Annotated in this window: 18 protein-coding genes; 8 read left to right on the top strand and 10 right to left on the bottom strand. The window is 41.0% G+C overall.

The window, feature by feature from the left end:
* Positions 1-176: 176 nt before the first annotated feature.
* The 5 genes from ACZ5QH_RS17270 to betI all read right to left on the bottom strand — a co-directional run bounded on the left by ACZ5QH_RS17270 (position 177) and on the right by betI (position 6,100).
* Positions 177-764 (bottom strand): TetR/AcrR family transcriptional regulator, encoded by a 588-nt coding sequence (locus ACZ5QH_RS17270; RefSeq protein ID WP_004823436.1) that lies wholly within the window; start codon positions 762-764, stop codon positions 177-179.
* Positions 765-1,364: 600 nt separating this feature from the next.
* Entirely contained in the window at positions 1,365-2,159 is a 795-nt protein-coding gene (locus ACZ5QH_RS17265; protein ID WP_303576378.1) for a TorF family putative porin, read from the bottom strand.
* Between the two features lie 67 nt (positions 2,160-2,226).
* Entirely contained in the window at positions 2,227-3,921 is a 1,695-nt protein-coding gene (gene betA, locus ACZ5QH_RS17260; protein ID WP_004717579.1) for a choline dehydrogenase, read from the bottom strand.
* Between the two features lie 90 nt (positions 3,922-4,011).
* Positions 4,012-5,484, bottom strand: coding sequence for a betaine-aldehyde dehydrogenase (gene betB, locus ACZ5QH_RS17255; RefSeq protein ID WP_419285417.1), 1,473 nt, complete (start codon positions 5,482-5,484; stop codon positions 4,012-4,014).
* Entirely contained in the window at positions 5,477-6,100 is a 624-nt protein-coding gene (gene betI / locus ACZ5QH_RS17250; protein ID WP_004717575.1) for a transcriptional regulator BetI, read from the bottom strand. Before betI ends, betB begins: the two co-directional genes overlap by 8 nt.
* A gap of 263 nt (positions 6,101-6,363) precedes the next feature.
* Here betI and ACZ5QH_RS17245 point away from each other — a divergent pair, with 263 nt between their 5' ends.
* Positions 6,364-7,956 carry a BCCT family transporter gene (locus tag ACZ5QH_RS17245; RefSeq protein ID WP_303576376.1) on the top strand — a complete coding sequence of 531 codons (1,593 nt, stop codon included), beginning with the start codon at positions 6,364-6,366 and terminating at the stop codon, positions 7,954-7,956.
* A 241-nt stretch (positions 7,957-8,197) separates the two neighbouring features.
* Here the strand turns inward: ACZ5QH_RS17245 and ACZ5QH_RS17240 are convergent, their stop codons facing one another.
* From ACZ5QH_RS17240 to lipA, 3 genes are all read right to left on the bottom strand, one after another.
* The gene (locus ACZ5QH_RS17240; RefSeq protein ID WP_303576375.1) at positions 8,198-9,115 is read right to left on the bottom strand and encodes a siderophore-interacting protein; all 918 of its coding nucleotides are present in this window, start codon (positions 9,113-9,115) and stop codon (positions 8,198-8,200) included.
* An 893-nt stretch (positions 9,116-10,008) separates the two neighbouring features.
* Positions 10,009-11,106 carry a helix-turn-helix domain-containing protein gene (locus tag ACZ5QH_RS17235; RefSeq protein ID WP_004717563.1) on the bottom strand — a complete coding sequence of 366 codons (1,098 nt, stop codon included), beginning with the start codon at positions 11,104-11,106 and terminating at the stop codon, positions 10,009-10,011.
* A gap of 215 nt (positions 11,107-11,321) precedes the next feature.
* Positions 11,322-12,314 carry a lipoyl synthase gene (lipA, locus tag ACZ5QH_RS17230; protein WP_303576374.1) on the bottom strand — a complete coding sequence of 331 codons (993 nt, stop codon included), beginning with the start codon at positions 12,312-12,314 and terminating at the stop codon, positions 11,322-11,324.
* A 362-nt stretch (positions 12,315-12,676) separates the two neighbouring features.
* Here lipA and ACZ5QH_RS17225 point away from each other — a divergent pair, with 362 nt between their 5' ends.
* The 6 genes from ACZ5QH_RS17225 to ACZ5QH_RS17200 are packed head-to-tail and all read left to right on the top strand — an operon-like array spanning position 12,677 to position 19,500.
* On the top strand, positions 12,677-13,639 hold the full coding sequence (locus tag ACZ5QH_RS17225) for a thiamine pyrophosphate-dependent dehydrogenase E1 component subunit alpha (RefSeq protein WP_034610596.1): 963 nt from the start codon (positions 12,677-12,679) through the stop codon (positions 13,637-13,639).
* Between the two features lie 15 nt (positions 13,640-13,654).
* Positions 13,655-14,674: an alpha-ketoacid dehydrogenase subunit beta gene (locus ACZ5QH_RS17220; protein WP_303576373.1), complete on the top strand. Its 1,020-nt coding sequence runs from the start codon at positions 13,655-13,657 to the stop codon at positions 14,672-14,674.
* A 1-nt stretch (position 14,675) separates the two neighbouring features.
* Positions 14,676-16,211, top strand: a complete 1,536-nt coding sequence (locus ACZ5QH_RS17215) for a 2-oxo acid dehydrogenase subunit E2 (RefSeq protein ID WP_303576372.1) — start codon at positions 14,676-14,678, stop codon at positions 16,209-16,211.
* Between the two features lie 10 nt (positions 16,212-16,221).
* Positions 16,222-17,622, top strand: coding sequence for a dihydrolipoyl dehydrogenase (gene lpdA, locus ACZ5QH_RS17210; protein ID WP_270383565.1), 1,401 nt, complete (start codon positions 16,222-16,224; stop codon positions 17,620-17,622).
* An 11-nt stretch (positions 17,623-17,633) separates the two neighbouring features.
* Positions 17,634-18,419, top strand: a complete 786-nt coding sequence (locus tag ACZ5QH_RS17205; protein WP_096734883.1) for an acetoin reductase — start codon at positions 17,634-17,636, stop codon at positions 18,417-18,419.
* A 22-nt stretch (positions 18,420-18,441) separates the two neighbouring features.
* Complete coding sequence (locus ACZ5QH_RS17200) at positions 18,442-19,500, top strand: 2,3-butanediol dehydrogenase (protein ID WP_056513081.1); 1,059 nt, start codon at positions 18,442-18,444, stop codon at positions 19,498-19,500.
* Positions 19,501-19,620: 120 nt separating this feature from the next.
* Here the strand turns inward: ACZ5QH_RS17200 and ACZ5QH_RS17195 are convergent, their stop codons facing one another.
* Together ACZ5QH_RS17195 and pdxR are read right to left on the bottom strand one after the other, a co-directional pair.
* The gene (locus ACZ5QH_RS17195) at positions 19,621-21,078 is read right to left on the bottom strand and encodes an amino acid permease (protein ID WP_244013705.1); all 1,458 of its coding nucleotides are present in this window, start codon (positions 21,076-21,078) and stop codon (positions 19,621-19,623) included.
* A 414-nt stretch (positions 21,079-21,492) separates the two neighbouring features.
* Positions 21,493-22,998: a MocR-like pyridoxine biosynthesis transcription factor PdxR gene (pdxR, locus tag ACZ5QH_RS17190; protein WP_303576371.1), complete on the bottom strand. Its 1,506-nt coding sequence runs from the start codon at positions 22,996-22,998 to the stop codon at positions 21,493-21,495.
* 306 nt (positions 22,999-23,304) lie between these two features.
* Here pdxR and ACZ5QH_RS17185 point away from each other — a divergent pair, with 306 nt between their 5' ends.
* Positions 23,305-24,630, top strand: a complete 1,326-nt coding sequence (locus ACZ5QH_RS17185) for a hypothetical protein (RefSeq protein WP_239045122.1) — start codon at positions 23,305-23,307, stop codon at positions 24,628-24,630.
* The last annotated feature ends 136 nt before the right edge of the window (positions 24,631-24,766 follow it).

Below are 24,766 nucleotides of genomic sequence, written 5' to 3'. Positions count from 1 at the left end.
TATGATTGACAGAAAGGTCATCTCGTTTAAGGAATATAGGCATCCCAAAATTTTCAAGATTAATATTCATTGTTTACTCCATGTTGTATTTATATTGGAATGGTCGTTCCATTTTAAGGTAAATAAAACCCTCAGCATTGCAAACTACCCAGCCGGCTAAGGGGGGAAATTAAAAATTAATACAAGGTATTTAGTGCGACTTCAGCAACATTCTCTAGATATTGCTGACGATTTTCTGCGCTACAGCCTTTGCTTAAAACGCGAATGCCTTGAATGGTATTCACGAAAAAAAGTGCTAAGGCTTGTGGAGAACTGTGTAGGGTGATTTCACCAGATTGCTTTCCTCTGATCATGAGTTGTTCCAGTGCGAGCTGTAATCGCTCAAAGTTGTACGTGACAGATTCTGCGGTCTTTTGATCGTGTCCTGCTAACTCCAAACAGGCATTGGCCATTAGGCAACCGCGATGTTGCGGGTCATTTAATTCATCTTCAATGATACGAGATAGTAATTGTTGAATGATACTTTTGACTGATCCATCACTGGATAATAAATCAATATTTGATTTACTGATCAGGCGTTGATAGCGAGATAAGGCCTGTTGGTAGAGTTGCTCTTTATTTTTAAAGGAACTATATAAACTGCTGCGTGAGAGTCCAGTTTCTTCAACCAAATCTTGAATTGATGTCGCTGCAAATCCTTTACGCCAGAAAACTTGCATAACCGCATTTTCAACTTCTTCAGGATCAAACTCTTTAGTACGCATAATATTAATTTATACTGGAACAATCGTTCCTAATACTTTATACAAACAATCAATGGCTGTCTAATGATAATTCAACAGTATGGGGAGATTTGAGTTTGCTTTATTGAATTAAGCCAAGATATAAGTCAACCTGTCAAAAAAGCTCAGACACAAGAATATAATTTCTTTTAATGAATATTTTTAATTAAATCAGTTGCATGAGAAAATAAATTATTTAATTATAAAAAGCTTGCAATGCCACACCTTACATTCAAAGTTTAAATAGCTTTGTGTAGGCGATGTCTCACTTTTCAGAGATGAAAAGTGACAAAAATCTTCTATTGGGCGAGGGGTACGTCCTGTACCCCCGCCCAACGGCGACATCCATGTCGCCTCACGGTAGAATCACCATCTATAATTCAAAAGTAAAAAAAATGAATTGATAACCAACAGTTTCTAAAAGCACATACGAAAACATAAGTTCATTTCTGATCAATGACTTGATAGAAATCACTTGTATGAATAATTAGGGGGGTGACTATAGACATTAAAAAACCACGCTCTTGGAGGGCATGGTTTTTGGTTGATCTATAACAGGTTACTGAATATCTAAACTTTAGCTTAAAACTTTTTAGTGAGTGAAAAAGTGAGGGTCGAATCAATTGGATTTGAAACTTTGGCATTGGGATTGCCATTGCTGTATTTTTGATAATATCCGTCTTTGTCCCATGCTTTGCTATAACTTAAACTGGAAGATAAGCCATAAGGTAGTGCTTTGTTAATCGCAAAGCTGGCATCTTGAAAGCTTGCGGCAGAAAAGTTTTTTATACGTTGATTGCCATAATGCATATTCAGCGACCAGCCTTGGACGATGGGTTGTAGCAAATTTACATCTAAATAGCCTGAACCACGAGAGTGCTTATTGGAACCAATTGCTAAGGTGTCAGAATTATTGCCAAAATAATCTTGGGTATAAGTGATTGCATATTTAACACTCAGCGGACCATAGCTGATTTCTGGAATAATTTCACCATAATCAAAACGGGTATAACCTGTTTCAGCAGTGGTTTTTGCCCCAGGATAGTAGTAATAAGCGACTTTAGTCCCCAGATTTAACTGACCGAAACTACGGCTATAACCAGTATAGACATCCCATTCAACATTGGCATCACGGATGAAGTCATCACTCACAGTAGAAGCCCAAGTTCCTGCATAAAAACCATTGGGATGTGCATAATCAAATCCGCCTTGTACAGCAGGATTACCCCAGGTCTGTTGAAAACCACGTGAAATATATTGGCTGGCTACTGTCAAATTTGCACTATATGGAGACGGCGTTTCTACACCAGATTCATTGGCATGTAGGGTTTGAAAAAATAAACTCAAAGGGATGGTCAATAATAATTTTTTTCTCATTTTATTCGTCCTTGAAAGATGCGACACACTCAGTCAAAACTGAGGTGTCGCTAAAATATGAATACTTTTACACGATCGGACGTAAAGGCGCTTTGCGCACAGGTGCTGTGCCAGCTTTGTAATAACCCGCTTCAGAACGTGGCAATTTTTTGCCACGAATTTGATCTGCGATTTTTTCCGCGATCATAATCGTTGTGGCATTTAAATTTCCAGTAATGATCAGCGGCATAATCGAAGCATCAACAACGCGCAAGCCTTGTAGACCATGTACACGACCTTGACCGTCAACCACTGCCATTTCGTCTTCACCCATCTTGCAACTACATGAAGGATGGTAAGCAGTTTCAGCATGGTTGCGCACGAAATCATCCAGTTCAGCATCAGTTTGCACCTGTTTTCCAGGACTGATTTCATCGCCACGATATGCATCTAATGCAGGCTGTTGCATGATTTCACGGGTGATACGAATGGCATCACGGAATTCACGCCAGTCTTGCTCAGTCGACATATAGTTGAACAGAATACTTGGATGCTCAAAAGGATCTTTAGATTTCAGCTTAATTCGACCACGAGCTGGTGAGCGCATAGAACCAACATGCGCTTGGAAGCCATGTTCTTTCACGGCATTACTGCCGTTATAGTTAATCGCAACGGGTAAGAAGTGATATTGAATATTCGGCCAGTCAAATTCATCTGAGCTGCGGATAAAACCACCTGCTTCAAACTGGTTGCTTGCGCCAATACCAGTCCCATTAAATAACCATTCTGCGCCAATCGCAGGCTGGTTAAACCATTTTAAAGCGGGGTAGAGTGAAACAGGTTGCTTACATTTGTATTGTAAGTACATTTCCAAATGGTCTTGTAAGTTTTCACCGACACCCGGTAAATCATGTACAACATCGATGTCCATTGATTTAAGGAAGCTACTTTCACCAACACCAGAACGTTGTAAAATTTGTGGTGATGCGATAGCACCCGCACAAAGCAAGACCTCACGGTTTGCACGTGCTTGGGTGAGATTGGTTTTATCCGCACCGATGATATATTCCACACCAATCGCTTGTTTTTGATTAAATAAAATTTTATTGGTGGTGGCATGGGTCACGATCGTTAAATTAGGACGACCTTTTGCCATGTCTAAATAACCACGCGCAGTACTAGAGCGACGGCCTTTTGGTGTCACGGTACGATCCATTGGACCGAAACCTTCTTGTTGATAACCATTTAAGTCATCTGTGCGTGGATAGCCTGCTTGTACACCTGCTTCAACCATGGCATGGAACAAGACATTGTTGCCATTTTTAGGGGTTGCCACAGATACAGGGCCATTGGCGCCGTGGTAGTCATTGCCACCAATATCACGGGTTTCAGCTTTTTTATAATATGGTAAGCAGTCTGCATAGCTCCAGTCTTCTAGCCCTTTGAGCGTCGACCAGTTATCTAAGTCCATTGCATTACCACGGATATAACACATCCCGTTAATCAATGATGAACCCCCTAAACCTTTACCGCGGCCGCATTCCATACGGCGATTATTCATATGTGGTTCAGGGTCTGTGAGATATGCCCAGTTGTAACGGCGCCCTTGTAGTGGGTAAGCCAATGCTGCTGGCATTTGAGTACGGAAATCTAAACGGTAGTCTGGGCCACCTGCTTCCAAGAGTAAAACAGTAACGTCTTTGTCTTCAGTTAAACGTGTTGCGAGCACATTTCCGGCAGATCCTGCGCCGATGATAATGTAGTCATATGCTTGAGTAGTCATAATTATCCTTTTTGTATTTTTTAAAAGTGCCAATGCAATCAGGTGATGACATGGCACATAGGATTGATATACGGAGAAAGTGTGAGTGCATTAAAAAATGCTTTGATACTCACCTAACTCAACTTGAACTGATTTGATACGGGTGTAATGCCCAAGTGTGGTTAAACCATTTTCACGGCCGACACCTGATTGCTTATAGCCACCCACTGGCATTTCAGCAGGGGATTCGCCCCATGTGTTGATCCAGCAAATACCTGCTTCGATTTGATGAATAATGCGATGTGCTTTGGTGATGTCCTGTGTCACAACACCTGCTGCTAAACCAAAAGTGGTGTCATTGGCACGACGAATGACTTCTTCTTCAGTTTCATAACTGAGAATGCTCATGACAGGGCCAAAGATTTCTTCTTCAACAATGCGCATATCATCTTGGCAGTCACTGAAAACTGTCGGTAACACATAAGCACCTTGCGCCAATTCAGCTTCTGTCGCACGGCCACCGCCAATCAGCAGTTTGGCACCTTGTTGCTTGCCTGCCTCAATGAACGACAGGACTTTTTCCATATGTGGGAAGCTGGTGAGTGGACCAAAGTTGGTTTGCTCCGCCATTGGATCGCCGATACGGATTCGTTTTACCCGTTCTACAATAGCGGCTTCAAAATCTGCCAACAGGGCTTTTGGAACAAATACACGTGTACCATTGGTACAGACTTGGCCTGAACTAAAGAAGTTTGCCATCACCGCAATGTCTGCTGCACGATTGAGGTCAGCATCATCACAAATAATTAAAGGGGATTTACCGCCGAGTTCCATGGTCACTTCTTTGAGTGTAGAACCTGCGGCACTTGCCATAACTTTCTTGCCTGTTTCAACACCACCAGTGAAAGAAATTTTTTCAATGACTGGATGTTCAGTTAACCATTGTCCAATCTCACGGCCTGCACCTTGTACCACGTTAAATACGCCATCTGGTAGTCCAGCTTCAGTATAGATTTCAGCAAGTTTAAATACGCTTAGTGGTGTGGTTTCACTTGGTTTAAAGATCATAGCATTCCCAGCAGCTAGGGCAGGGGCAGATTTCCATAATGCGATTTGAATTGGATAGTTCCAAGCACCGATTCCCGCGACAACACCAAGTGGTTCACGACGGGTATAGAAAAAGCTTGATTCACGAAGCGGAACTTGCTCTCCCTGAATTGCAGTCGCGAGACCTGCGTAATATTCGAGTACATCGGCACCTGTGACAATATCAACGGTCGATGTTTCGCTATAGGCTTTACCTGTATCGAGGGTTTCTAAGCGAGCGAGTTCATCATTACGCTCACGTAAAATGTCGACAGCGCGACGTAAAATACGAGAACGCTCCATCGCTGTCATTGCGGCCCAAATTTTTTGACCTTGTTGTGCGCTTTGAACAGCCGCTTCTATGTCTTGTTGTGATGCTTGTTGAAGGGTTGCGATCACTTCACCGTTGGCAGGGTTAATACTGGTAAAGGTCTTACCACTGGTCGCTGCTACATAGCGACCATGGATGTACAATTGATGAACTTGTGAATCACTCATTCTGTCTCTCCTGCAAAGGTTTTTTCGCAAATTGCAATTGCGTTTTTACATAATCGTAAGCAATGGAACGCGCCAGCTGGCTGTCAAATTCATCATGACTGCTTAAACTGCCACGTAACCATAATCCGTCAATCAATGCCGCTAAACCACGAGCGGCAATGCTTGCCTGTTCTTTGTCCAATAACTTGAGAAAGTGAAACTTCAAGTTTGAATACAGGCGTTGATCATTAATTTGTTGCAAGCGCCCAAGTTCGGGTAGGTGCATGCTTGCAGACCAAAAGTCTAACCAGATGCGCATGGCTTGTTTATTGACCTGACTAATATCAAAGTTAGAATCAATAATTGCTTTAAGTTGGCTTTCTGGATGCTCGTCTGCTTCAGTTTTATTTTGGTCGGTTTTGCGACGTAAAACATTCAGCATTTCTTGCATGCAGGTATTTATTAATCCCTGTTTATCACCAAAATAGTGACTCACAATACCTGTGGATAGCTCGGCTTTCTTTGCGATTTGTGCAATGGTCATATTGGATAAGCCCACTTCATAAATCACATCAAATGCGGCGTTAATAATTTCTTCACGTCGCACATGCTCTGGTTTGACTCTACGTTTTGTCATGTATATCCACTTAAAGTGCTGAAAAGGCACTTTTTATTTAACATTACTCAATGTAGAACATCTTAGCATTTTTTTATAATACTTTTTATTGATTGAACGTTCAATCAATAAAAAGTATAATCTGCAAAAATCAATAATTTTTTGATGAGTAATAAGAAGTGTAAGTGTATACATCAACATTCTGATCCATCAGGATGTTCAGTAAAAATAGTACATATCCTATTATTTTTTAAGAAAATACACCGATTGCAAGGAGCAATAGCATGGTGTCAAATAGCCATAAAGGATATTCATCCGAACGGATTCGATTAAATTTATTTGTGTTTGGAAGATCTGCAATCAGTATCGGTATTTTTGGCCTATTGTTTGTTTTATTTCCAGAAAGAAGTCAGTTTTGGCTGACCTATGTGCAAGAGCAGGCCAATCAACTCTTTGGTTGGTATTACATGCTGGTGATTGTGGCATGTCTGGGTTTTGTCGGATGGTTGGCTTTTTCACGTGCTGGACAACTTCCACTTGGAAAAGATGGTGATAAACCTGAGTTTGGTTACTTGGCTTGGGTGTCTATGCTGTTTTCAGCAGGTATCGGTATTGCCTTACTGTATTATGGTGTTGCTGAACCTGTCGATCATTTCTTAAGACCACCTGAAGGCGAGGGCGGCACAATCCAAGCTGCCAGAGATGCCATGATGTATAGCTTTTTACATTGGGGTATACATGGCTGGGTACTCTATGCCTTATTGGGTGTCACCTTGGGCTATTTTGCCTTTCGCTTAGATTTACCTCTGGCTTTACGTTCTGCGCTTTATCCAATTTTTGGCGATCGGATCTATGGTTTGATCGGAGACTTTGTGGATGGTTTTGGGATTTTAGCCACAGTGATTTCTTTGGTCACCAACCTAGGTATTGGTGCACTGGTGTTGGTTTCGGGCATCAGCTATTTAGTCCCAGCCATTCCAGACAACAATGTAACCCTGATTGCAGTGGTATTGGTGATGATGTCTGTTGCGACTATCACCACGGTGGTGGGGATTGAAAAAGGACTGGCTTGGCTTTCACGGATTAACTTACGTTTACTCTATGCGTTATTGTTATTTGTGTTCTTAACAGGACCCACCAATCATTTACTCAATGGTTTGGTACAGAACGTGGGTGACTATCTCAACCATTTTGTCGCGAAAAGTTTTGATGTGTATTTATACAATCCACAAGCGAAAGGCTGGCTCGGTTCTTGGACGGTGTTTTATTGGGCTTGGTGGATTGCTTGGGCACCTTTCGTTGGGATGTTTATTGCGCGTATTTCAAAAGGGCGTACCATTCGTGAAGTGGTCTTGGGTGTGTGCCTGATCCCTTTAGGCTTTACTTTGGCTTGGATTTCCATTTTCGGAAATACTGCAATTGATTTAATTTTGAATCAAAAACAAAAAGTTTTGGGCGATATGGTTCTTACCGATCCAGCTTTGTCTTTGTTTAAATTGCTCGAATATTTACCTTTTAATCCTTATGTGGCTGGGATTGTTGTGGTGATTTGTTTTGTACTGTTCTTGACCCCAGTAGGTTCGGGTACGCTGATGATTGCAAATCTATCTACAAAAGGTGGAAGCAATGAAAGTGATTCACCGATTTGGTTGCGAATTTTCTGGTCTGTGGTGATTACCATTGTCAGTATTGGTTTACTGTTAGCAGGTAGTTTCCATTCGATGCAAAGTGCCGTGGTGCTATGTGGTTTACCATTCTCGGTGATTATTTTGCTGTATATGTTTGGTTTAACCAAAGCAATTAATCAGGACTTAGCCAGCCCGCAACCACCACAAGCTGTCAATAAAACGACTGATTCTTCTGAACCCGTCAAATAAAAGTCAGAAATTAAGGTCTGTTGACAATTCGTCTACACAAGCTGAGCAATGAATAATAAAAAAGACTCGGATCGCGAGATCCGAGTCGGTTGCTGTCAATTGTGTTCAATCATCATTGAGTTAGGCCATAATAAAGCCAGAGCATCGATCTCAAGAATTGATTTTCATTTCAAATACTCCCCCTAAATAACCATCTTAAGAAAAGTGTGATGGATCTATTTAAGTGGGGCAATGGCTTGATTTAAACAGGCATATCTAGATCATCAAATGTTTCTAGTGTTTTACCTTGCTCTAGATGTTTTTGATAATATGCGACTCGGCTCAGATCTAATGTTGAGCTGGACATGCTGACATTCCAATAGCCCGCCACACGAATATCATCTTTACTCAAATGACTGTGTTGGTTAAACAGCTTACGTATCGCTCTTGCTTCATTACGTTCACAGGCTGCCCAAACGCTTATATCTTCACGATCTTTAAACTGCTCGGCAACTTTAAGTAGCATGCCCAATTTACCCGCTTGCTGTGGTTTTTCCCGATGGAGTAAATGAATATTTACTCCATGATGTTTTGGCAAATCATCAATAATATTGGCTTCACAACTTTCAATATAAATCTCTCCCTGAATCCCCGGTTGCCAATGCTGTAAAATTGAATAAACGGCAGGAATGGCGGTTTCGTCAGCAAACATCACTACGCGTTTGCCTGGAGTAAAATTGAGGATGAAGTGCGGTCTTGGACCAGTAAGTTGAATTTTAGTGCCAATTTTTGCTGAATCTAGCCAAAGCATTGCTGGACTTGGGTCAGCATGTAGAACAAAGTCAATTTCAATTTGGCGGGTGCTTGGATCAAAGCAACGCACGGTATATACACGTGATATGGGTAAGCTGTCTGCTTGTTGATGCACTTCTAAACGAATGGCAAGGTTGGGTGTTGTCCATAAGTCTGGCTGTGTTGTATTAATTTCGCCCCGGATACGTACAATTGAAGGAAAAGGATGAGATATCGCCGTTATCGTCATCTCAATGACTTCCAGATTCCGCATATGATCATCTTGTTTCAGTATCGCTTTTGGGTCTGATACTGTTTTTTTGTCTGAAACCGTTTTTGGGTCTGGTACTATTTTTTGATCTGATGTCGTTTGTTGTTGGCTATTCATTATTAAGTCTACCTATATTTATTAAGCAATAAACCACAATTGCCTTTCTTTCAGTGCTGAGCGGATCGAGAAGATCTGCATGGTGTTAAATGTAAAATACAATCATTATCATTTAAAGGGAATTTATGTTTAAATTACTTGTATTTTAATTTTAGCAATTGATTTATTGCGGAGAGAGGTGCGATTGTGAGGCTTTGTAGTATTGATCAGGCTAATGGTTTATTTTAATTGCGTGAAAAATATATTAATTTTAATCTTATAATTTTCTATATAGTCAAATCACCTAATTATTTCATACAAGTGATTTGCATCAAGTCATTGAGCATAAATGAAGCTTATGTTTTTGTATGAACTTTTAAAATTGTTGGTTATCAATTCATTTTTGTACTTTTGAATCATAGCTGGTGATCCTACCGTGAGGCGACATGGATGTCGCCGTTGGGCGGGGGTACAGGACGTACCCCTCGCCCAATAGAAGATTTTTGTCACTTTTCATCTCTGAAAAGTGAGGCATCGCCTACGCAAAGGGATTTAAACTTTGAATGTAAGATGTGGCAGTGTAAGCTTTTATATAATTAAACAATATTATTTCATCATATGTTTGATTTAATTAAAAATATTAATTAAGAGAAATTATATTATTGTGTCTGATTTTTTTTGACAGGTTGACTATATTTGCCGTGCATTTTCTGTCGTTTGTCTTAAAAATTAATCTTAAATCGATTCATTTATCATTTTTTATACAAAGCAATTTTAAGCAAAACAACTTCAAGCAAAAACATAGCTCGCTTGAGGAGATGTATTCTACTTTACTCAGCTTTATAGCCTTAGACATCAGGGCGAAACAGTGCTGTGCTATCAGTTGTGCAATAAAATGTCTAAGTTGATTGAGCCTAAAGTAATTTTAAAAAGTACGCGCGATGCTGACTTTGTTCAGGCAATAATTCCAATACCCGTTGTATTGCATCATTACGTTCAGGAAGACGACTAATAATTTTTAAAAGTGGGTCAATATCCTGAATTTGATAAATCAGATGACTTAAACGCGCATCGAAACAATCACGCCATGTGGTCAAGAAAGGGCTTTCTGATTTGGCCAAAAAACTACCTTTGTAGAGTGAAAATGTACTGGCGAGAAAACCTGCATTGAGGGATTGTTCAGCTCTGGTAAAGTCGGTTTGAATCTCACAAACTAACTTATAAGGGCGCGATAAAATACAGTTAGGGAGCAAGGTGCGTAATTGTGACATTTCTGCTTTTAAGGTTTTTTCACTAATGTCCCGATCACCGTATAACGCATAGTGCAGTTCATCTAGGTTAATACCCTCTGGGTGTAACACAAGAATGCATAGAATTTCAATTTGTCGATGGGTCAAAGTTAAAAGCTGTTGGTTAAATTGAACTTTGGGTGTACCAAAAACTTTGAGGTAAAGCATGTTTTTTTGTTCAAATTGAATCGCACGTTGAACCAGCTCTGCGCAGCGCTCTACAGCCAATACACCCAGTGAAGTATGCTTCTTGTACTTGGTCGATAAATTAATCACACCATGAAATTGTCCAGATACAGGGTCAACAATCGGCGCGGCATAACAAACCCAATCCTGTACACTGTTCATCTGATTTTCATGTGAATAAACACAGCTAGAGAGATGATTATTTAAAGCCAAACCAATCGCATTTGTACCGACAGCCTGTGTTGACCAATGTCCACCTTCGACAAAATGCACTTGCTCAGCAGAGGAGAGCATAGCACGACTGCTCCATGTCCAAAGTAATGTGCCATGATGATCTGTGATTCCAATTGCCATTTCAGAATCATCTGCAATTTTTAGTAAATCCGCATAATTATGTTGAAGAGAACGACGAAACAGTGACGGTTCTAGTTCGGTAGGTAAAGCGAGAAGTGGCGCAGCAGTGACGGATTCGATATTGACAAAATGTGTGGTCTGTAAACGAAGCGCTTGTGGCTGTAATTGATTCAATAGCTTCATATCATATTCCTTTATGATGAATGGTTACGCCATTAATACCTTGTATTCTTTTTTATTAATTCATTTGTCTCACTTTAGAAGCTAATGTTTCACTTTGAAATGAGTTTTCTGCTCACAAATGTTAAATAAAGTTACCAATAAAAAGACAGCGTATTCTTTTTAGTACTCATTGTTTAATGTTTAGGCGTCCATATTCACTTTAACACTTAATCATCCTAAATTTCTGTGACAATGTTTTCACGTGTAAACGGCTTGGGTACAGGTTCGCCCTTGTATTGACGATCAGCAAAATAGCTGGAACGAACCATTGGCGCACTCCATATATTTTTAAACCCTAATAACTCACCATGTGCTTGATAATGTTCAAACTCTTTCAATGAAACAAAACGATGTATTGGGGCATGAGATTTAGACGGCTGTAAGTATTGACCAATGGTGACATAGTCCACCTGATAGTCACTGAGGTCATTCAGCAACACAATAACTTCTGCTTCGACTTCACCCAATCCCACCATCAAGCCACATTTCGTTGCGATGTCTGGGCGTAAATGCTTAAACCGTTTTAACAGTTCCAAGGAATGTTGATAATTTGAACCTGGACGCATTGCACGGTACAAACGAGGGACCGTTTCAATATTATGATTAAATACATCTGGCGGGGTTTCGCTCAGAATGTTGAGGGCAACTTCTAATCTGCCTCGAAAATCAGGGACTAAAATCTCAATCAGCGTATCTGGGCTACTTTTACGGATTTCTCGAATACATGCAGCAAAGTGTTGTGCTCCACCGTCAATAAGATCATCACGGTCTACTGAGGTAATCACCACATAGTTTAAATTTAGATTTTTAACGGTTTCTGCTAAATGTTTCGGTTCATCAGCATCCAAAATATTGGGACGTCCATGGGCCACATCACAAAATGGGCATCGACGGGTACAAATATCTCCCATAATCATAAAGGTCGCTGTTCCACCACCAAAGCATTGTGGCAAATTGGGGCACGCGGCTTCTTCACATACGGTATGTAGTTTTTGTTGACGTAATAAATTTTTAATACGTTGCACCTCTTCAGGCTGACTGATCTTGGCGCGAATCCATTCAGGCTTTTGTGGGATCTGCTCAGTACTGATAATTTTTACTGGAATACGTGCCAATTTATCTGCACCACGTAGTTTTTGTCCCGTGGTAACTGAAACTTTTAAATCCATTTTAAATAGTCCATTAAATAAAATAATTTAATATAAAATGACATTTTTATCTATGATGTCAAATATATTTAAAATATTTATCAATATAATAAAAGAGTGCAAAATATTAATATTATAAAATAAAGGTTGGTTAAAGGTTTGATTTTTTAAGTTTTTGAAAATTATAAAAATTTACAAATATTTTTTGCTTTATAACGTACTGTTTTTAATATTTTTATTGTGTTTTATAAAGAAATATTTTTTTAGTCTAATATTAATTTTGAATGAAATAATTTTATATAAATATACGGATTTTAAACACCAGTGTTTATTTTTAAATATATGGTTTTTACTTTTAACTGTGAGCATGAAGGAATAAGTATATGCAATTAACGGAAGAGCAATTGCTAGCAGCATACAGACGGATGCGAGATATTCGTGAGTTTGAGGATCGACTTCACGATGAAAATAATACAGGTGATATTCCCGGATTTATCCATCTTTACAGTGGTGAAGAAGCGGTAGCCGTTGGGATTTGTGAAAATTTGACCGACAAGGATTTTATTACCTCAACTCATCGTGGTCACGGTCACTGCATTGCCAAAGGATGTGATATTCACGGCATGATGTTGGAAATTTTTGGTAAAGACGATGGTTTGTGCCGCGGCAAAGGCGGTTCAATGCATATTGCTGATTTAGACAAAGGTATGTTGGGAGCCAACGGTATTGTTGGTGGTGGGCCGCCTTTGGCAATTGGTGCTGCGTTAACCGCAAAAACCTTAAAGACGGGTGGAATTGGTCTGTCATTTACTGGGGATGGTGGTTCTAACCAAGGTTTGACCTTTGAAGCCATGAATATGGCTGTGGTTTTAAAACTCCCAGTGATTTTTGTTTTTGAAAATAATGGTTTTGGTGAAGGTACTGCACATGATTATGCAGTCGGAAGCAAAGACATTGCTGGTCGTGCTGCGGCTTTTGGTATGCCTGCTGAAAAAGTAGATGGGACAGATTTCTTTGCTGTGTATGAGGTCGCCCAAAAAGCCATTGAACGTGCACGTCGTGGCGAAGGCCCAAGTGTGATTGAAACCATTACCAATCGTTTTTATGGACACTTTGAAGGTGACCCAGGACTGATTCGTTCAAAAGAAGAGCTCGATTATGTCAAAGAGCATAAAGATCCGTTGAAAATTTTCCGTGAAAAAGTCAAAGGCAAGATTGCTGAAGCCACACTGGATGCAATTGATGTTGAATCAAAAGCCAATGTCGATGCTGCTGTCGCAAAAGCACGTGCTGCCAATTATCCAGAACTTTCTCAACTTCTTACCGACGTTTATGTCTCTTACTAAAGGAATAGTAAAGCAATGCCAAATAAAAGTTATCGAAACGCGATTAAAGAAGCGATTGAATCAGAAATGCGCCGTGACCCAAGCGTGATTGTTGTCGGTGAAGATGTCCGTGGCGGGCATGGCGGTAAAAATACGGATGACAATAAACTCGAAGGCTTTGGCGGCGTACTTGGTGTCACCAAAGGGCTATGGACAGAGTTTGGTTCAGAGCGTGTGATCGATACCCCGATTACTGAATCTGCAATTATTGGAATGGCAGCAGGGGCTGCTGCAACAGGTTTACGACCTGTGGCTGACCTGATGTTTATGGACTTCTATGGTGTATGTCATGACATGTTGTATAACCAAGCGGCCAAATTTCGTTATATGTTTGGTGGAAAAGCCAAAGCGCCTTTGGTGGTTCGAGGCATGATCGGCGCAGGCTTTTCTGCTGCCGCACAACATTCACAATCCCCGTATAACGTGTTTGCTGCTGTACCCGGTTTAAAAGTCGTGGTGCCATCTAGTGCGTATGATGTAAAAGGCTTATTGATCCAAGCCATCCGTGATGATGATCCCGTGGTGTTTTGTGAACATAAATTGCTTTATGACATCAAAGGTGAAGTTCCAGATGAACCATATACCATCCCTTTTGGTGTAGCAAATTACACCCGTGAAGGAACTGATGTCACGATTATTGCGCTAAGTTTAATGGTGCATCGTGCCAATGAAGTCGCGGATAAGCTTGCCAAGGAGGGGATTTCTGTAGAAGTTGTCGATCCACGAACGATTTCTCCATTGGATGAAGAAGGCATTTTAGAATCTGTCGCGTCAACAGGGCGCGTGGTGATTGTTGATGAGTCTGCTGCCCGTTGTGGTTTTGGGCATGATTTAGCTGCATTGATTGCACAAAAAGGCTTTCATTATCTCAAAGCACCCATTGAACTGGTGACACCACCGCATTCACCTGTGCCATTTTCACCAGTATTAGAAAAACAATGGCTACCAAGTGTAGAACGTATCGAACAGGCTGTACGTAAAACGTTGGAGGCTTAGGATGAGCGAAATTAAAACTTTAGAAATCCCAAAATGGGGTTTGTCGATGGAAGAGGGCACCATTGCCCAGTGGTTGATTCAAGCAGGCGAGCAGTTTAGTAAAGGGCAAGAAATTTGTGAAATTGAAACCACAAAAATTGTCAATGTCCTTGAAGCACCGTTTGATAGTACCTTGCGTAAAATCATTGCCAATAATGGCGATACTTTAGTGGTTGGCGGGATCATTGCAATTTGTGCAGATGCGCAAGTTTCTGATGCTGAAATTGATGCCTTTGCTCAATCTTTGGCTGGTGCACCTATTATCAATGAAAGCAAAACTGTTGAAGTGGTTACTGAAAAGCAGACGGCAACTCAGCCTGAAACCAAGACACAAGTTGTGCCTAAACAGAATCGTACTGAGCAGGTATCAAAAGCTGTTGCCCAAAATGGCTATGTAATTCCTGCGGCATTACAAGGTTACCAACATGTTGAGGATGTTTTTGCAACACCGCATGCCTTGAAATTGGCTGAAAAGCATCAAGTGAATTTGGCGCTGGTTTCAGGCTCAGGGCGTGAAGGTCGTATAAGTGTGCAAGACATTCAAACCGCAGTTCAAGCTGCGGGTGGATCATGGCCCGATATTCGACAGCAACCGAGTGGTAAGGTGGCGAAATCTAAAGCAGATGATAGCCAAGTGTTGGCAACACCAGTTGCACGTCGTTTAGCCAAACAATGGGGCATTAATTTACATGACTGTCGTGCCTCAGGCTCCAGAGGGCGTATTTGTAAGGAAGATGTTGAAGCAGTTTATCAGCGTGAAAACCCTGCACCTGCCCAAAACAGCGCTGATGTAACGCTGACAGAAACTGCCAAGGTAACCACCATTGCGATGAATGGTATGCGTAAAGCCATTGCTTCACGCTTACAGACAGCAAAACGTAATGCACCACACTTCCGTTTAACAGTAAATTTAAATGTAGATGCCATTCAGGGATTACGTCAGCAAATTAATGCCACTGTGCCGCAAGTGAAATTGTCCATCAATGACATGCTGATTAAAGCGGCAGCAGCTGCATTGATCAAAGTGCCGCAGGTCAATGTTCAGTTTGATGAAGAGAATCAGCAGATTTTGCAGTTTGATCAGGCGGATATCGCTGTTGCTGTAGCGATTGAAAATGGCCTTATCACTCCAATCATTAAAGCTGCCAATACCAAGTCTTTGGCACAAATTTCCAATGATATGCGTGATCTTGCAACACGTGCCAAAACTGGCAAATTGGCGCCTGATGAATTTCAGGGCGGTAGTTTCAGTATTTCGAATTTAGGTATGCTCGGCGTTCAACAGTTTGACGCGATTATTAACCCTCCCCAAGGTGCGATTTTAGCTTTAGGTGCAGCAGAAAAACGGGCAATAGTTGAAAATGAGAGCATCGTGATTCGACAGATGGTGACCGCGACCTTGTCCTGTGATCATCGGGTGATTGATGGTGCGTTAGGCGCACAGTTCTTGGCAGCATTTAAGCAGTTTGTTGAAAATCCTGCATTGATTTTGGTGTAGGAGCATGAGCATGTCAGACACACAATTTGATCTTATTGTGATAGGCGCTGGTCCAGGAGGCTATGTGGCTGCGATTCGTGCAGCCCAACTGGGCTTAAAAACCGCCATTGTTGAAAAACAGCATTTGGGTGGCATTTGCCTGAATTGGGGCTGTATTCCAACCAAAGCTTTATTGAGTGGCGCGGCACTTGCACAGCAATTTAAACATTCACAACAGTTTGGTTTTTCTTTGGGCGCGATTGATTTTGATATCCAACAACTGGTACGTCATAGCCGTCAGGTGTCTGAACAGTTGGTACAAGGGATTGGCCAATTACTGAAAAAGAATCAAGTTACTGTTTTTAATGCAAGCGCTCAATTTATCGCGAAAGAACGCTTAGAATTGACTGATACAAAGGGTCAAAAACAACAGATTTCTGCACCGCATATTATTGTGGCAACGGGTGCTAGAGCCGCCAATTTAGCGCATGTTCCTGTCGATGGACAGCATGTATGGAGTTATAAAGAGGCCTTAATCCCAGAACAATTGCCGAAATCACTTCTGGTGATTGGTTCAGGGGCCATTGGCAGCGAGTTTGCCAGTTTATATCAGGACTTAGGTTGCCAAGTCACCTTGGTTGATATTGCCAAACAGATCCTACCCAGTGAAGACCTTGAAGTTGCCAAATATGTGCAAAAGCAATTTGAACAGCATGGCATGACGGTTTTGACTGAAGCGGCTGTACAAAACATCGAAATCGACAAAGACCAAGTGCATTGTCATGTTGAAACTGCAACCGGTCTACAAACCATCACTGTTGAAAAGGTCCTTTCTGCAATCGGTGTGCAACCCAACACTCAAAATCTGGGTTTAGAAAGATTGGGTATTGAGTTTGAGCATGGTTTTATCAAAGTTGATCCGTGGTGTAAGACCAATGTGGTTGGAGTGTATGCCATTGGTGATGTCGCAGGTGCGCCATGCTTGGCACATAAAGCCAGTCATGAAGCAATTTTATGTGTGGAGAAAATTGCTGGGCTGACGCATGTACATGCTTTAGATCGTAGCCAAATTCCAGGGTGTATTTTTACCCATCCGCAGGTGGCAAGTATTGGGCTAAGCGAGCAAAAAGCCAAAGCAGCAGGTTTTACAATCAATGTAGGTAAATTCCCTTTACAAGCTAATGGTAAAGCTTTGGCTTTAGGCGAGACCACAGGATTTGTAAAAACTATTTTTAATCAAGAAACAGGGGAATTGTTGGGGGCACACATGGTGGGTCATGAGGTCACTGAACATATTCAGGGCTTTGCCATCGCTAAATATTTAGAAGCCACTGATGAAAGCCTAGCACAGGTGATTTTCCCACATCCTACGTTATCTGAGGCGATGCATGAGTCGGTTTTATCGGCAATGCAACGTGCAATCCATATTTAAGGAGTCGCAACATGCCTAGAGGTCTAAACAATAAAGTCGCATTAATTACAGGTGCCGCACAGGGCATAGGACGCGGTATTGCTTTACGCTTGGCACAAGAGGGCGTACATATTGCCTTGGTTGATCTTCACCAAGAAAAGTTAACTGCTGTTCAGCAAGAGATTCAAGCATTTGGGGTAAAAGCCACCACATTTATTGCAGATGTTGCTGATCCTGTACAAATCAGCAGTGCGATTGATCATGCAGAATCGACATTAAATGGCTTTGATATCATTATTAATAATGCAGGGATTGCCCAAGTCCAAGCCTTGGCGGAGGTGAGTCCAGATGAATTTAATCGGATTATGAATATCAATGTAGGTGGTGTGCTGTGGGGGATTCAGGCCGCTGCTGATAAATTTAAACAGCGCCAACATTCTGGCAAAATCATCAATGCATGTTCGATTGCTGGGCATGAAGGTTTTGCCTTGCTTGGTGTCTATTCAGCCACTAAATTTGCCGTTCGTGCCTTAACTCAAACTGCAGCAAAAGAATATGCCAGTGCTGGTATCACGGTAAATAGTTACTGTCCCGGTGTAGTCGGTACAGATATGTGGGTGGAGATAGATCAACGTTTTGCTGATATCACTGGTACACCCGTTGGTGAAACTTATCAGAAATATGTGGATGGAATTGCTTTAGGACGTGCCGAAACCCCAAATGATGTTGCCGCATTGGTTGCTTTTCTAGCCAGTGAGGATGCTGATTATATTACTGGACAGTCAATTTTGACCGATGGCGGAATGGTTTATCGTTAATACTGGAATGAGGAATGCATCAATGAAAGCAGCTCGTTTTTATGATAAAGGGGATATCCGTATTGAGGATATTCCAGAACCACAGGTACAACCAGGAACTGTTGGAATCCAAGTCGCATGGTGTGGTATTTGTGGCACAGATTTACATGAATTTATCGATGGTCCAATTTTTATTCCTCCGTGTGGTCATCCGCACCCGATTTCGGGTGAAGCTGCACCCGTGACCATGGGGCATGAGTTTTCAGGTGTGGTGTACGCTGTAGGGGATGGCGTGGATGATATTCAGGTGGGGCAACATGTTGTGGTTGAGCCTTATATCATTGCTGATGATGTTCCGACTGGACCACATGACAATTATCACTTGTCAAAAAATATGAATTTTATTGGTCTAGGTGGTCGCGGTGGTGGGCTATCTGAAAAAATTGCGGTACAACGCCGTTGGGTACATCCCATTTCTGACCAAATTCCCTTGGATCAAGCCGCATTGATTGAACCTTTATCTGTCGGACATCATGCTTTTGTAAGAAGTGGAGCACAGTCAGGTGATATTGCCTTGGTTGGTGGAGCGGGCCCGATTGGATTGTTATTGTCTGCAATTTTAAAGGCCAAAGGCTTAACAGTCATCATTACCGAGCTCAGTGCAAAACGTAAAGAAAAAGCCTTAGAAGCAGGTGTTGCCGACTATGTGCTAGATCCGTCTCAAGTGGATGTTGTGGCTGAAGTAATGAAAATTACCCAAGACCGTGGAGTGGATGTGGCTTTTGAATGCAGTAGTGTCAATAAGGTCATGGATACACTGGTGGCAGCCATGAAACCGACCGGTGTGGTGGTGATAGTCTCAATCTGGAGTCATCCTGCAACGATTAATGTGCATAGTGTGGTGATGAAAGAGCTGGATATTCGCGGCACGATTGCCTATGTCAATGATCATCAAGAAACCATTCGCTTGGTTGAGCAAGGTAAAATTAATTTAGAACCTTTTATTACCCAAAGAATTGCTTTAGATGATTTGGTTTCGCAAGGCTTTGAAACCTTGATTCATAACAACGAATCTGCGGTTAAAATTATTGTGCATCCCTAGTAAATTGAGTGTGTCTTTATTGAATGCCAATATTGAGTCAGCAAGCAAATAATGAAAATGATCTGTGAACAAATATGAATGTTGTTCACAGATCGGTTTAAGCTGATTTCTGCTGTTGTATTAAGAGTTATTATCACTGAGCTTAACGTTGCTTTGTGAAGCCTTATTCTCTGATGCTTGATGAGCGCCCCAATTAAACTTTTGTGCACAAATCCCAAGACCTACGATAAGTAAGGCCAGTACACTGGTATATGCAACTTCTTTAAAATAAGTTCCTTCAATAACCATTGTAATTAATGCACCAATAATAAAGACAATCACCAGATAGGTCAGCCAAGGAAATAACCACATTTTAAATGGAATATGTTCACCTTCGGCTTCGAGTTTTTTACGTAACTTTAATTGTGAAAAAGCAATTGCGAGATATACATAGAGGGATACTGTACCTGTTGTCAGCATGAGTACATCATAAATATTCATACTTTCAGTCGCGGTAAAATAAACGGCAACGAATGAAAACAGACTCGAAAAAATGACGCCAATCCATGGGCTGTTATTACGATTGGTCAATGCAAAGCTCTTCGGTGCATCTCCTCGTTTAGAAAGCGAATATACCATGCGAGAACAGGTGTAAAGCGCCGAGTTAAAGCAACTACATACTGAGGTTAACACCACAAAATTGACAATATGACGTGCTTCAGGAATACCCAGTGCTGTTAGGGTTACACTGTATGTCCCCCAAGTTGGATCTTTTAATAAAGGGTTGTTATGTGGAATTAAGCAAACAGTAATCAACATTGAGCCGACATAAAATAAAATGATCCGCCATACGATTGAGTTGGATGCTTTACGGATTTCTTTGGCTGGATTTTTGGTTTCAGCGGCTGCAACAGTCACAATTTCTGCGCCCATATAGGCAAACATTACACCGAGCAAGGCAGTAATGACTGAAGAAAAGCCATTTGGCATAAACCCTTCAGCTGTTAAATACGTAACACCACCGACCATTGCGGCATCGCCCCAAGGCCATATATGCAAGATGGCTAAACTTCCGATCACCAAGAATAGAATAATGGCAATGACTTTGATTAAGGCAAACCAAAACTCAAATTCGCCATAGTTTTTAACATCGCGTAAATTAATCCAAACTAAACTTACAATAACAAGGAGCATATAGCCCCAAATGGGAATAAATGGAAACCAGTTATTGAGAATTTTGCCTGCAACAAAGGCTTCCCATCCCATCAGTAAAGTCCAAAAGGACCAATACAGCCAGCCAATCGAAAATCCAGCCCAACGACCAATGGCACGGTCTGCGTAAGTTGAAAATGAGCCACTGTCAGGATTCAGTACTGCCATTTCACCCAGCATACGCATGATCAGTAGAACCAATAATCCGCCGAAAGTGTAGGCAAGGATTGCAGCTGGTCCTGCATCGTAGATCACATTTCCAGAGCCAACAAATAATGCACCGCCAATAACACCGGCAATCGAAATCATAGTGAGGTGGCGGGATTTAAGTCCATTTTTTAAGCCTTGTGGCGAATCTAGCTTGGAAGCAGATTGATTTCCAGTCATATTATTTCCCTTAATATCAAGCATATAATTGCAGTTGAGCGCTATGCTATTTTTTAATGATCTATCCTTTGAAATGCAGCTAAATGATTAAGCACTGAATGAAGATGAGGTTAACTTTGCTCAATCGCATATTTTGTAAACAGGGGAAGGATTACCCTTTGGCGACTAAACTGTTTACATACTTTTTATGTATTCGATTAATTTGGCTTTTTTGTTATCAGGTGACGAGAGCCACTTTTTATCTATTCAAAGGAGCCAATTATTTTAAAAATGTGAAAAGGGCGAGGAAAAAAATGTACAGAAAAATCAAGTTGCTCAATAAAATGAACAATATTCTATGGTTGTGTTGAGGTTTTAAAGCGGGTAAAAATGAAGTTAAACTTTAAAATGAAATTTTAATGGATCTCTGATTTTTTAATGATTGAGCGTCGGAATACCAACATCACGTAAGCATTTCAGTAAAATACCGAAAGCGACAAAAATGGCTTGTTCATTAACACAGGCGAAACCGAGCAATAGACCTTTCTGTTGAGTAGAGTATTGTTTTGTATAGTATTGTGACAGTGCTCTGACTTTTACCCCTTGATCAAGCGCGTTCGATGCAATCAAGACATCATCACTGTGACTTGGTAATTTTAAAATAAGGTGTAAACCTGCTGCTGTATTGTATTCATGTAGGAAATCTTGACCTAAATGACGGTAAATTAAATCAATTAAAAATGCATGGCGTTTGCTATAAAGTAAACGCATACGTCGAATATGTGCGCCATAATGCCCCTCACGAATAAACTCAGCCAATACTTTTTGATCGATTAGATGTCCACCTCGATAGAGCTCTGCTGAGACGATGCGTAATGGTGAAAACAGTTTTTTGGGCACGACCAAATAACCAATACGTAGCGCTGGATAAATGGTTTTACTGAATGTTCCCATGTAAATGACGGGTGAATCTGGTTCTAAGCCTTGTAAAGAGGGATAGGGTTGTCCTGAAAATCTGAACTCACTGTCATAATCATCTTCAACAATCCAGCATTGATGTTGACGTGCAAACGCGATCAGCTGTTTTCTGCGTTCAAGACTTAGATGTGAACCCAATGGATACTGGTGAGATGGCGTAACGAAGATCAGCTTAGGCGGGTATTGAGGATGAAGGTCTGGAATAATCCCATCTTGGTCAACTGGCAGTGAACGTAGATTAACCCCATTAATGCGTAGAATATTGCGGGCTCCCCAATAAGCCGGGTCTTCGATCCAAACTTCATCACCGATATCAGTCAAGGTCCGCGAAACTAAATCAATAGCTTGGTGGGTACCTTCGGTAATGATGATTTGGTCTGCATCACATTGAACTGAACGCGCAATTTTGAGGTATTCCGCGAGTTCCTGACGTAGCTCCAAACTGCCACCAGCATTGCTATAAATTAATTGATTAATTTCTGGTTCACGGCTTAAACGGGTCTGAATTCGGCTAAAAATATGATGCGGAAATTCTGTTACATCAGGTTCGCCTGGTACAAATGCCCCCCATTGATAGGGTGATGCAGCGGAATAGCCGATTAAGTAAGAACCACGTTGAGATAAGCTGTAACTTTGCTGAGATTTTTTTTCTTGAATGGGCTGATGGGGATTTTCTGCTTTAACTAAAAAAGATTCAGGTAATTCGTCTGCGACCCAAGTCCCTTGTCCAGTACGGGCATTTACATAACCTTGTGCTTGTAATTGTTCATACGCGCTTAACACGGTATTGCGAGAAACTTTAATTTCTTTTGCCAAGTCACGCGATGCAGGTAAACGGGTTTTAGGTGCCAATACACCATCAATTATGGCATTGCGTGAGCAGCGAAATAGCCGTAACTGCAAGGTTCCATCGATATCTTGCTGCAATCGTTGTAGTAAATAATCTCCAAGCAAGCTACGCAATTGGCTCTCTCCTACAAATTGAAAATGGCTCTCGTGGGCACACTGTCAACACGTGCAAAATGATCTAGTCAGACCATGATTGTTAAAAAATTGCTTCATCTCTGGCTGAAAAATAGCAACCCGTAAATGGCAGAAAAAAATATACACAGATCTGACTAAAAGCCCAAGCAAAAAAATCAAGCTTATTTTTTAGCTCAGATTGTGCTGCTAAAACTTAGGGAATCGTAAATATCAACAAGGCTACATCATTTTTAGTTTTTTGCAGTCGCGAGGAAATGCGTCTACATACAAAAATAGGATCATATAATGAACAAGATAGTGAGCGATTTTACACATAAGCAACAAGGGGCAATTACTTGGAATAATGATCTTCAGCCATCTGCATATTTTGATGCACTTAGCGAAGATCAATTTAGCAAAAAGAGAGGTATGCTGAACTGCCAGAAGTGGAGTCTAAGGCCTGATATTCCAGTAAAATTGATTTTGTTGGTTACGCTGCTCAGCGTAATGACGGTATCTACGGCTATTTATGCTGAGGATCTTTCTTGGGGAAATGCTGATACGGCATTGGGGAAACTGACGGTGTCAGGGTGGGTACGTGCGAATTACCAAGATAAAGATTATTCGGACAGTGACCATAAATTAAAGTTTAACGCTGCGAAACTCGATTTAAAATATGATGCCAAGACCTTGTTTGGTGGCGTGGAATATCGCTGCTATCAAAATGATACCTTGTGTGATTTTTCAACTTTGGTCAATGCCAATCTTGGTTATAAGTTAAGTGATACGAGCAGGATTAGGCTTGGACTACAGGATATGCCTTTTGGTATAGGTCGTTTCTGGACCAGTAGTTGGTACGGGAGTTTATTGGACAATGCCGGTTTAGAAGATGTGCATAATTTAGGAATCAATTGGCAGCAGCAACTCAGCACCAATACTGTTTTGGACTTGGCTTATTTTGCTCGTGATGGTGGAAGTTTTGCAGGAGGTGGTGGAGATTCAGCGCGTTATGCAGCCAATTATGTTGAGCCTGAAAATACAACGACAGAGAATATCGAAGAAAAAAATATGTGGGTTGCACGGATTAATCAGAAAATTCAGTTCGATGATTATCCTGTTCAATTCAATGTAGGGGGATCGTATTGGTATTCGGATTTGGAAAATAATAGTAATGGGCAAACGGGTCATCGTCATGCATGGAATGTTTTTGGTCGCTTAAATTACCAAAAGGCGAATTTAACCTTGACCGCTGGGCAGAATCGTAGTGATACCAAGTCATTAAACGCTACAGATTATACAACGGTTGGTTCATTTGAATCTAAATATTTTGTTGCCAACAAAAGCAACTACTATGTAGCGAATATTGATTATCATATCAATGATTTTTATAGAGATTATGATATTACCCCTTATTATAGCTATACCGTGTTTGATAAAAATAAGTCAGATTTTGCCACATCAACCCGGCAAATCCTCGGTGCACATATGGACATAAAGCAATTTTCGTTAGCAGCAGAATATATCGTGGGGAAAAATGATGTATTTATTGGTGGTGATGCCAATTCTCTAGCAAAGGGCGATGCATCGGGGCAGAGTAAACTCCTTAATTTACTGTTTATTTATAGTTTTTAGTTTTTTCGCATAACTTAAACAATGGCACCTTTTAAAAGGTGCCATTTTTTTATCAGCTAATTTTAAAGCTAAGATTTATCCGTATTTATTGAATTTTAATTTTTTAAAAAATAGAGCAAGTGTATACATTGGCTCT

It is taken from the genome of Acinetobacter sp. Ac8, from assembly GCF_055392545.1.
This window is presented reverse-complemented; position numbering and strand designations above follow the sequence as displayed.

Excerpts from the sequence above, each read along its gene's own strand:
- ACZ5QH_RS17270 (WP_004823436.1), bottom strand. The coding sequence starts at position 764 with ATGCGTACTAAAGAGTTTGATCCTGAAGAAGTTGAAAATGCGGTTATG.
- ACZ5QH_RS17265 (WP_303576378.1), bottom strand. The coding sequence starts at position 2,159 with ATGAGAAAAAAATTATTATTGACCATCCCTTTGAGTTTATTTTTTCAA.
- betA (WP_004717579.1), bottom strand. The coding sequence starts at position 3,921 with ATGACTACTCAAGCATATGACTACATTATCATCGGCGCAGGATCTGCC.
- betB (WP_419285417.1), bottom strand. The coding sequence starts at position 5,484 with ATGAGTGATTCACAAGTTCATCAATTGTACATCCATGGTCGCTATGTA.
- betI (WP_004717575.1), bottom strand. The coding sequence starts at position 6,100 with ATGACAAAACGTAGAGTCAAACCAGAGCATGTGCGACGTGAAGAAATT.
- ACZ5QH_RS17245 (WP_303576376.1), top strand. The coding sequence starts at position 6,364 with ATGGTGTCAAATAGCCATAAAGGATATTCATCCGAACGGATTCGATTA.
- ACZ5QH_RS17240 (WP_303576375.1), bottom strand. The coding sequence starts at position 9,115 with ATGAATAGCCAACAACAAACGACATCAGATCAAAAAATAGTACCAGAC.
- ACZ5QH_RS17235 (WP_004717563.1), bottom strand. The coding sequence starts at position 11,106 with ATGAAGCTATTGAATCAATTACAGCCACAAGCGCTTCGTTTACAGACC.
- lipA (WP_303576374.1), bottom strand. The coding sequence starts at position 12,314 with ATGGATTTAAAAGTTTCAGTTACCACGGGACAAAAACTACGTGGTGCA.
- ACZ5QH_RS17225 (WP_034610596.1), top strand. The coding sequence starts at position 12,677 with ATGCAATTAACGGAAGAGCAATTGCTAGCAGCATACAGACGGATGCGA.
- ACZ5QH_RS17220 (WP_303576373.1), top strand. The coding sequence starts at position 13,655 with ATGCCAAATAAAAGTTATCGAAACGCGATTAAAGAAGCGATTGAATCA.
- ACZ5QH_RS17215 (WP_303576372.1), top strand. The coding sequence starts at position 14,676 with ATGAGCGAAATTAAAACTTTAGAAATCCCAAAATGGGGTTTGTCGATG.
- lpdA (WP_270383565.1), top strand. The coding sequence starts at position 16,222 with ATGTCAGACACACAATTTGATCTTATTGTGATAGGCGCTGGTCCAGGA.
- ACZ5QH_RS17205 (WP_096734883.1), top strand. The coding sequence starts at position 17,634 with ATGCCTAGAGGTCTAAACAATAAAGTCGCATTAATTACAGGTGCCGCA.
- ACZ5QH_RS17200 (WP_056513081.1), top strand. The coding sequence starts at position 18,442 with ATGAAAGCAGCTCGTTTTTATGATAAAGGGGATATCCGTATTGAGGAT.
- ACZ5QH_RS17195 (WP_244013705.1), bottom strand. The coding sequence starts at position 21,078 with ATGACTGGAAATCAATCTGCTTCCAAGCTAGATTCGCCACAAGGCTTA.
- ACZ5QH_RS17185 (WP_239045122.1), top strand. The coding sequence starts at position 23,305 with ATGAACAAGATAGTGAGCGATTTTACACATAAGCAACAAGGGGCAATT.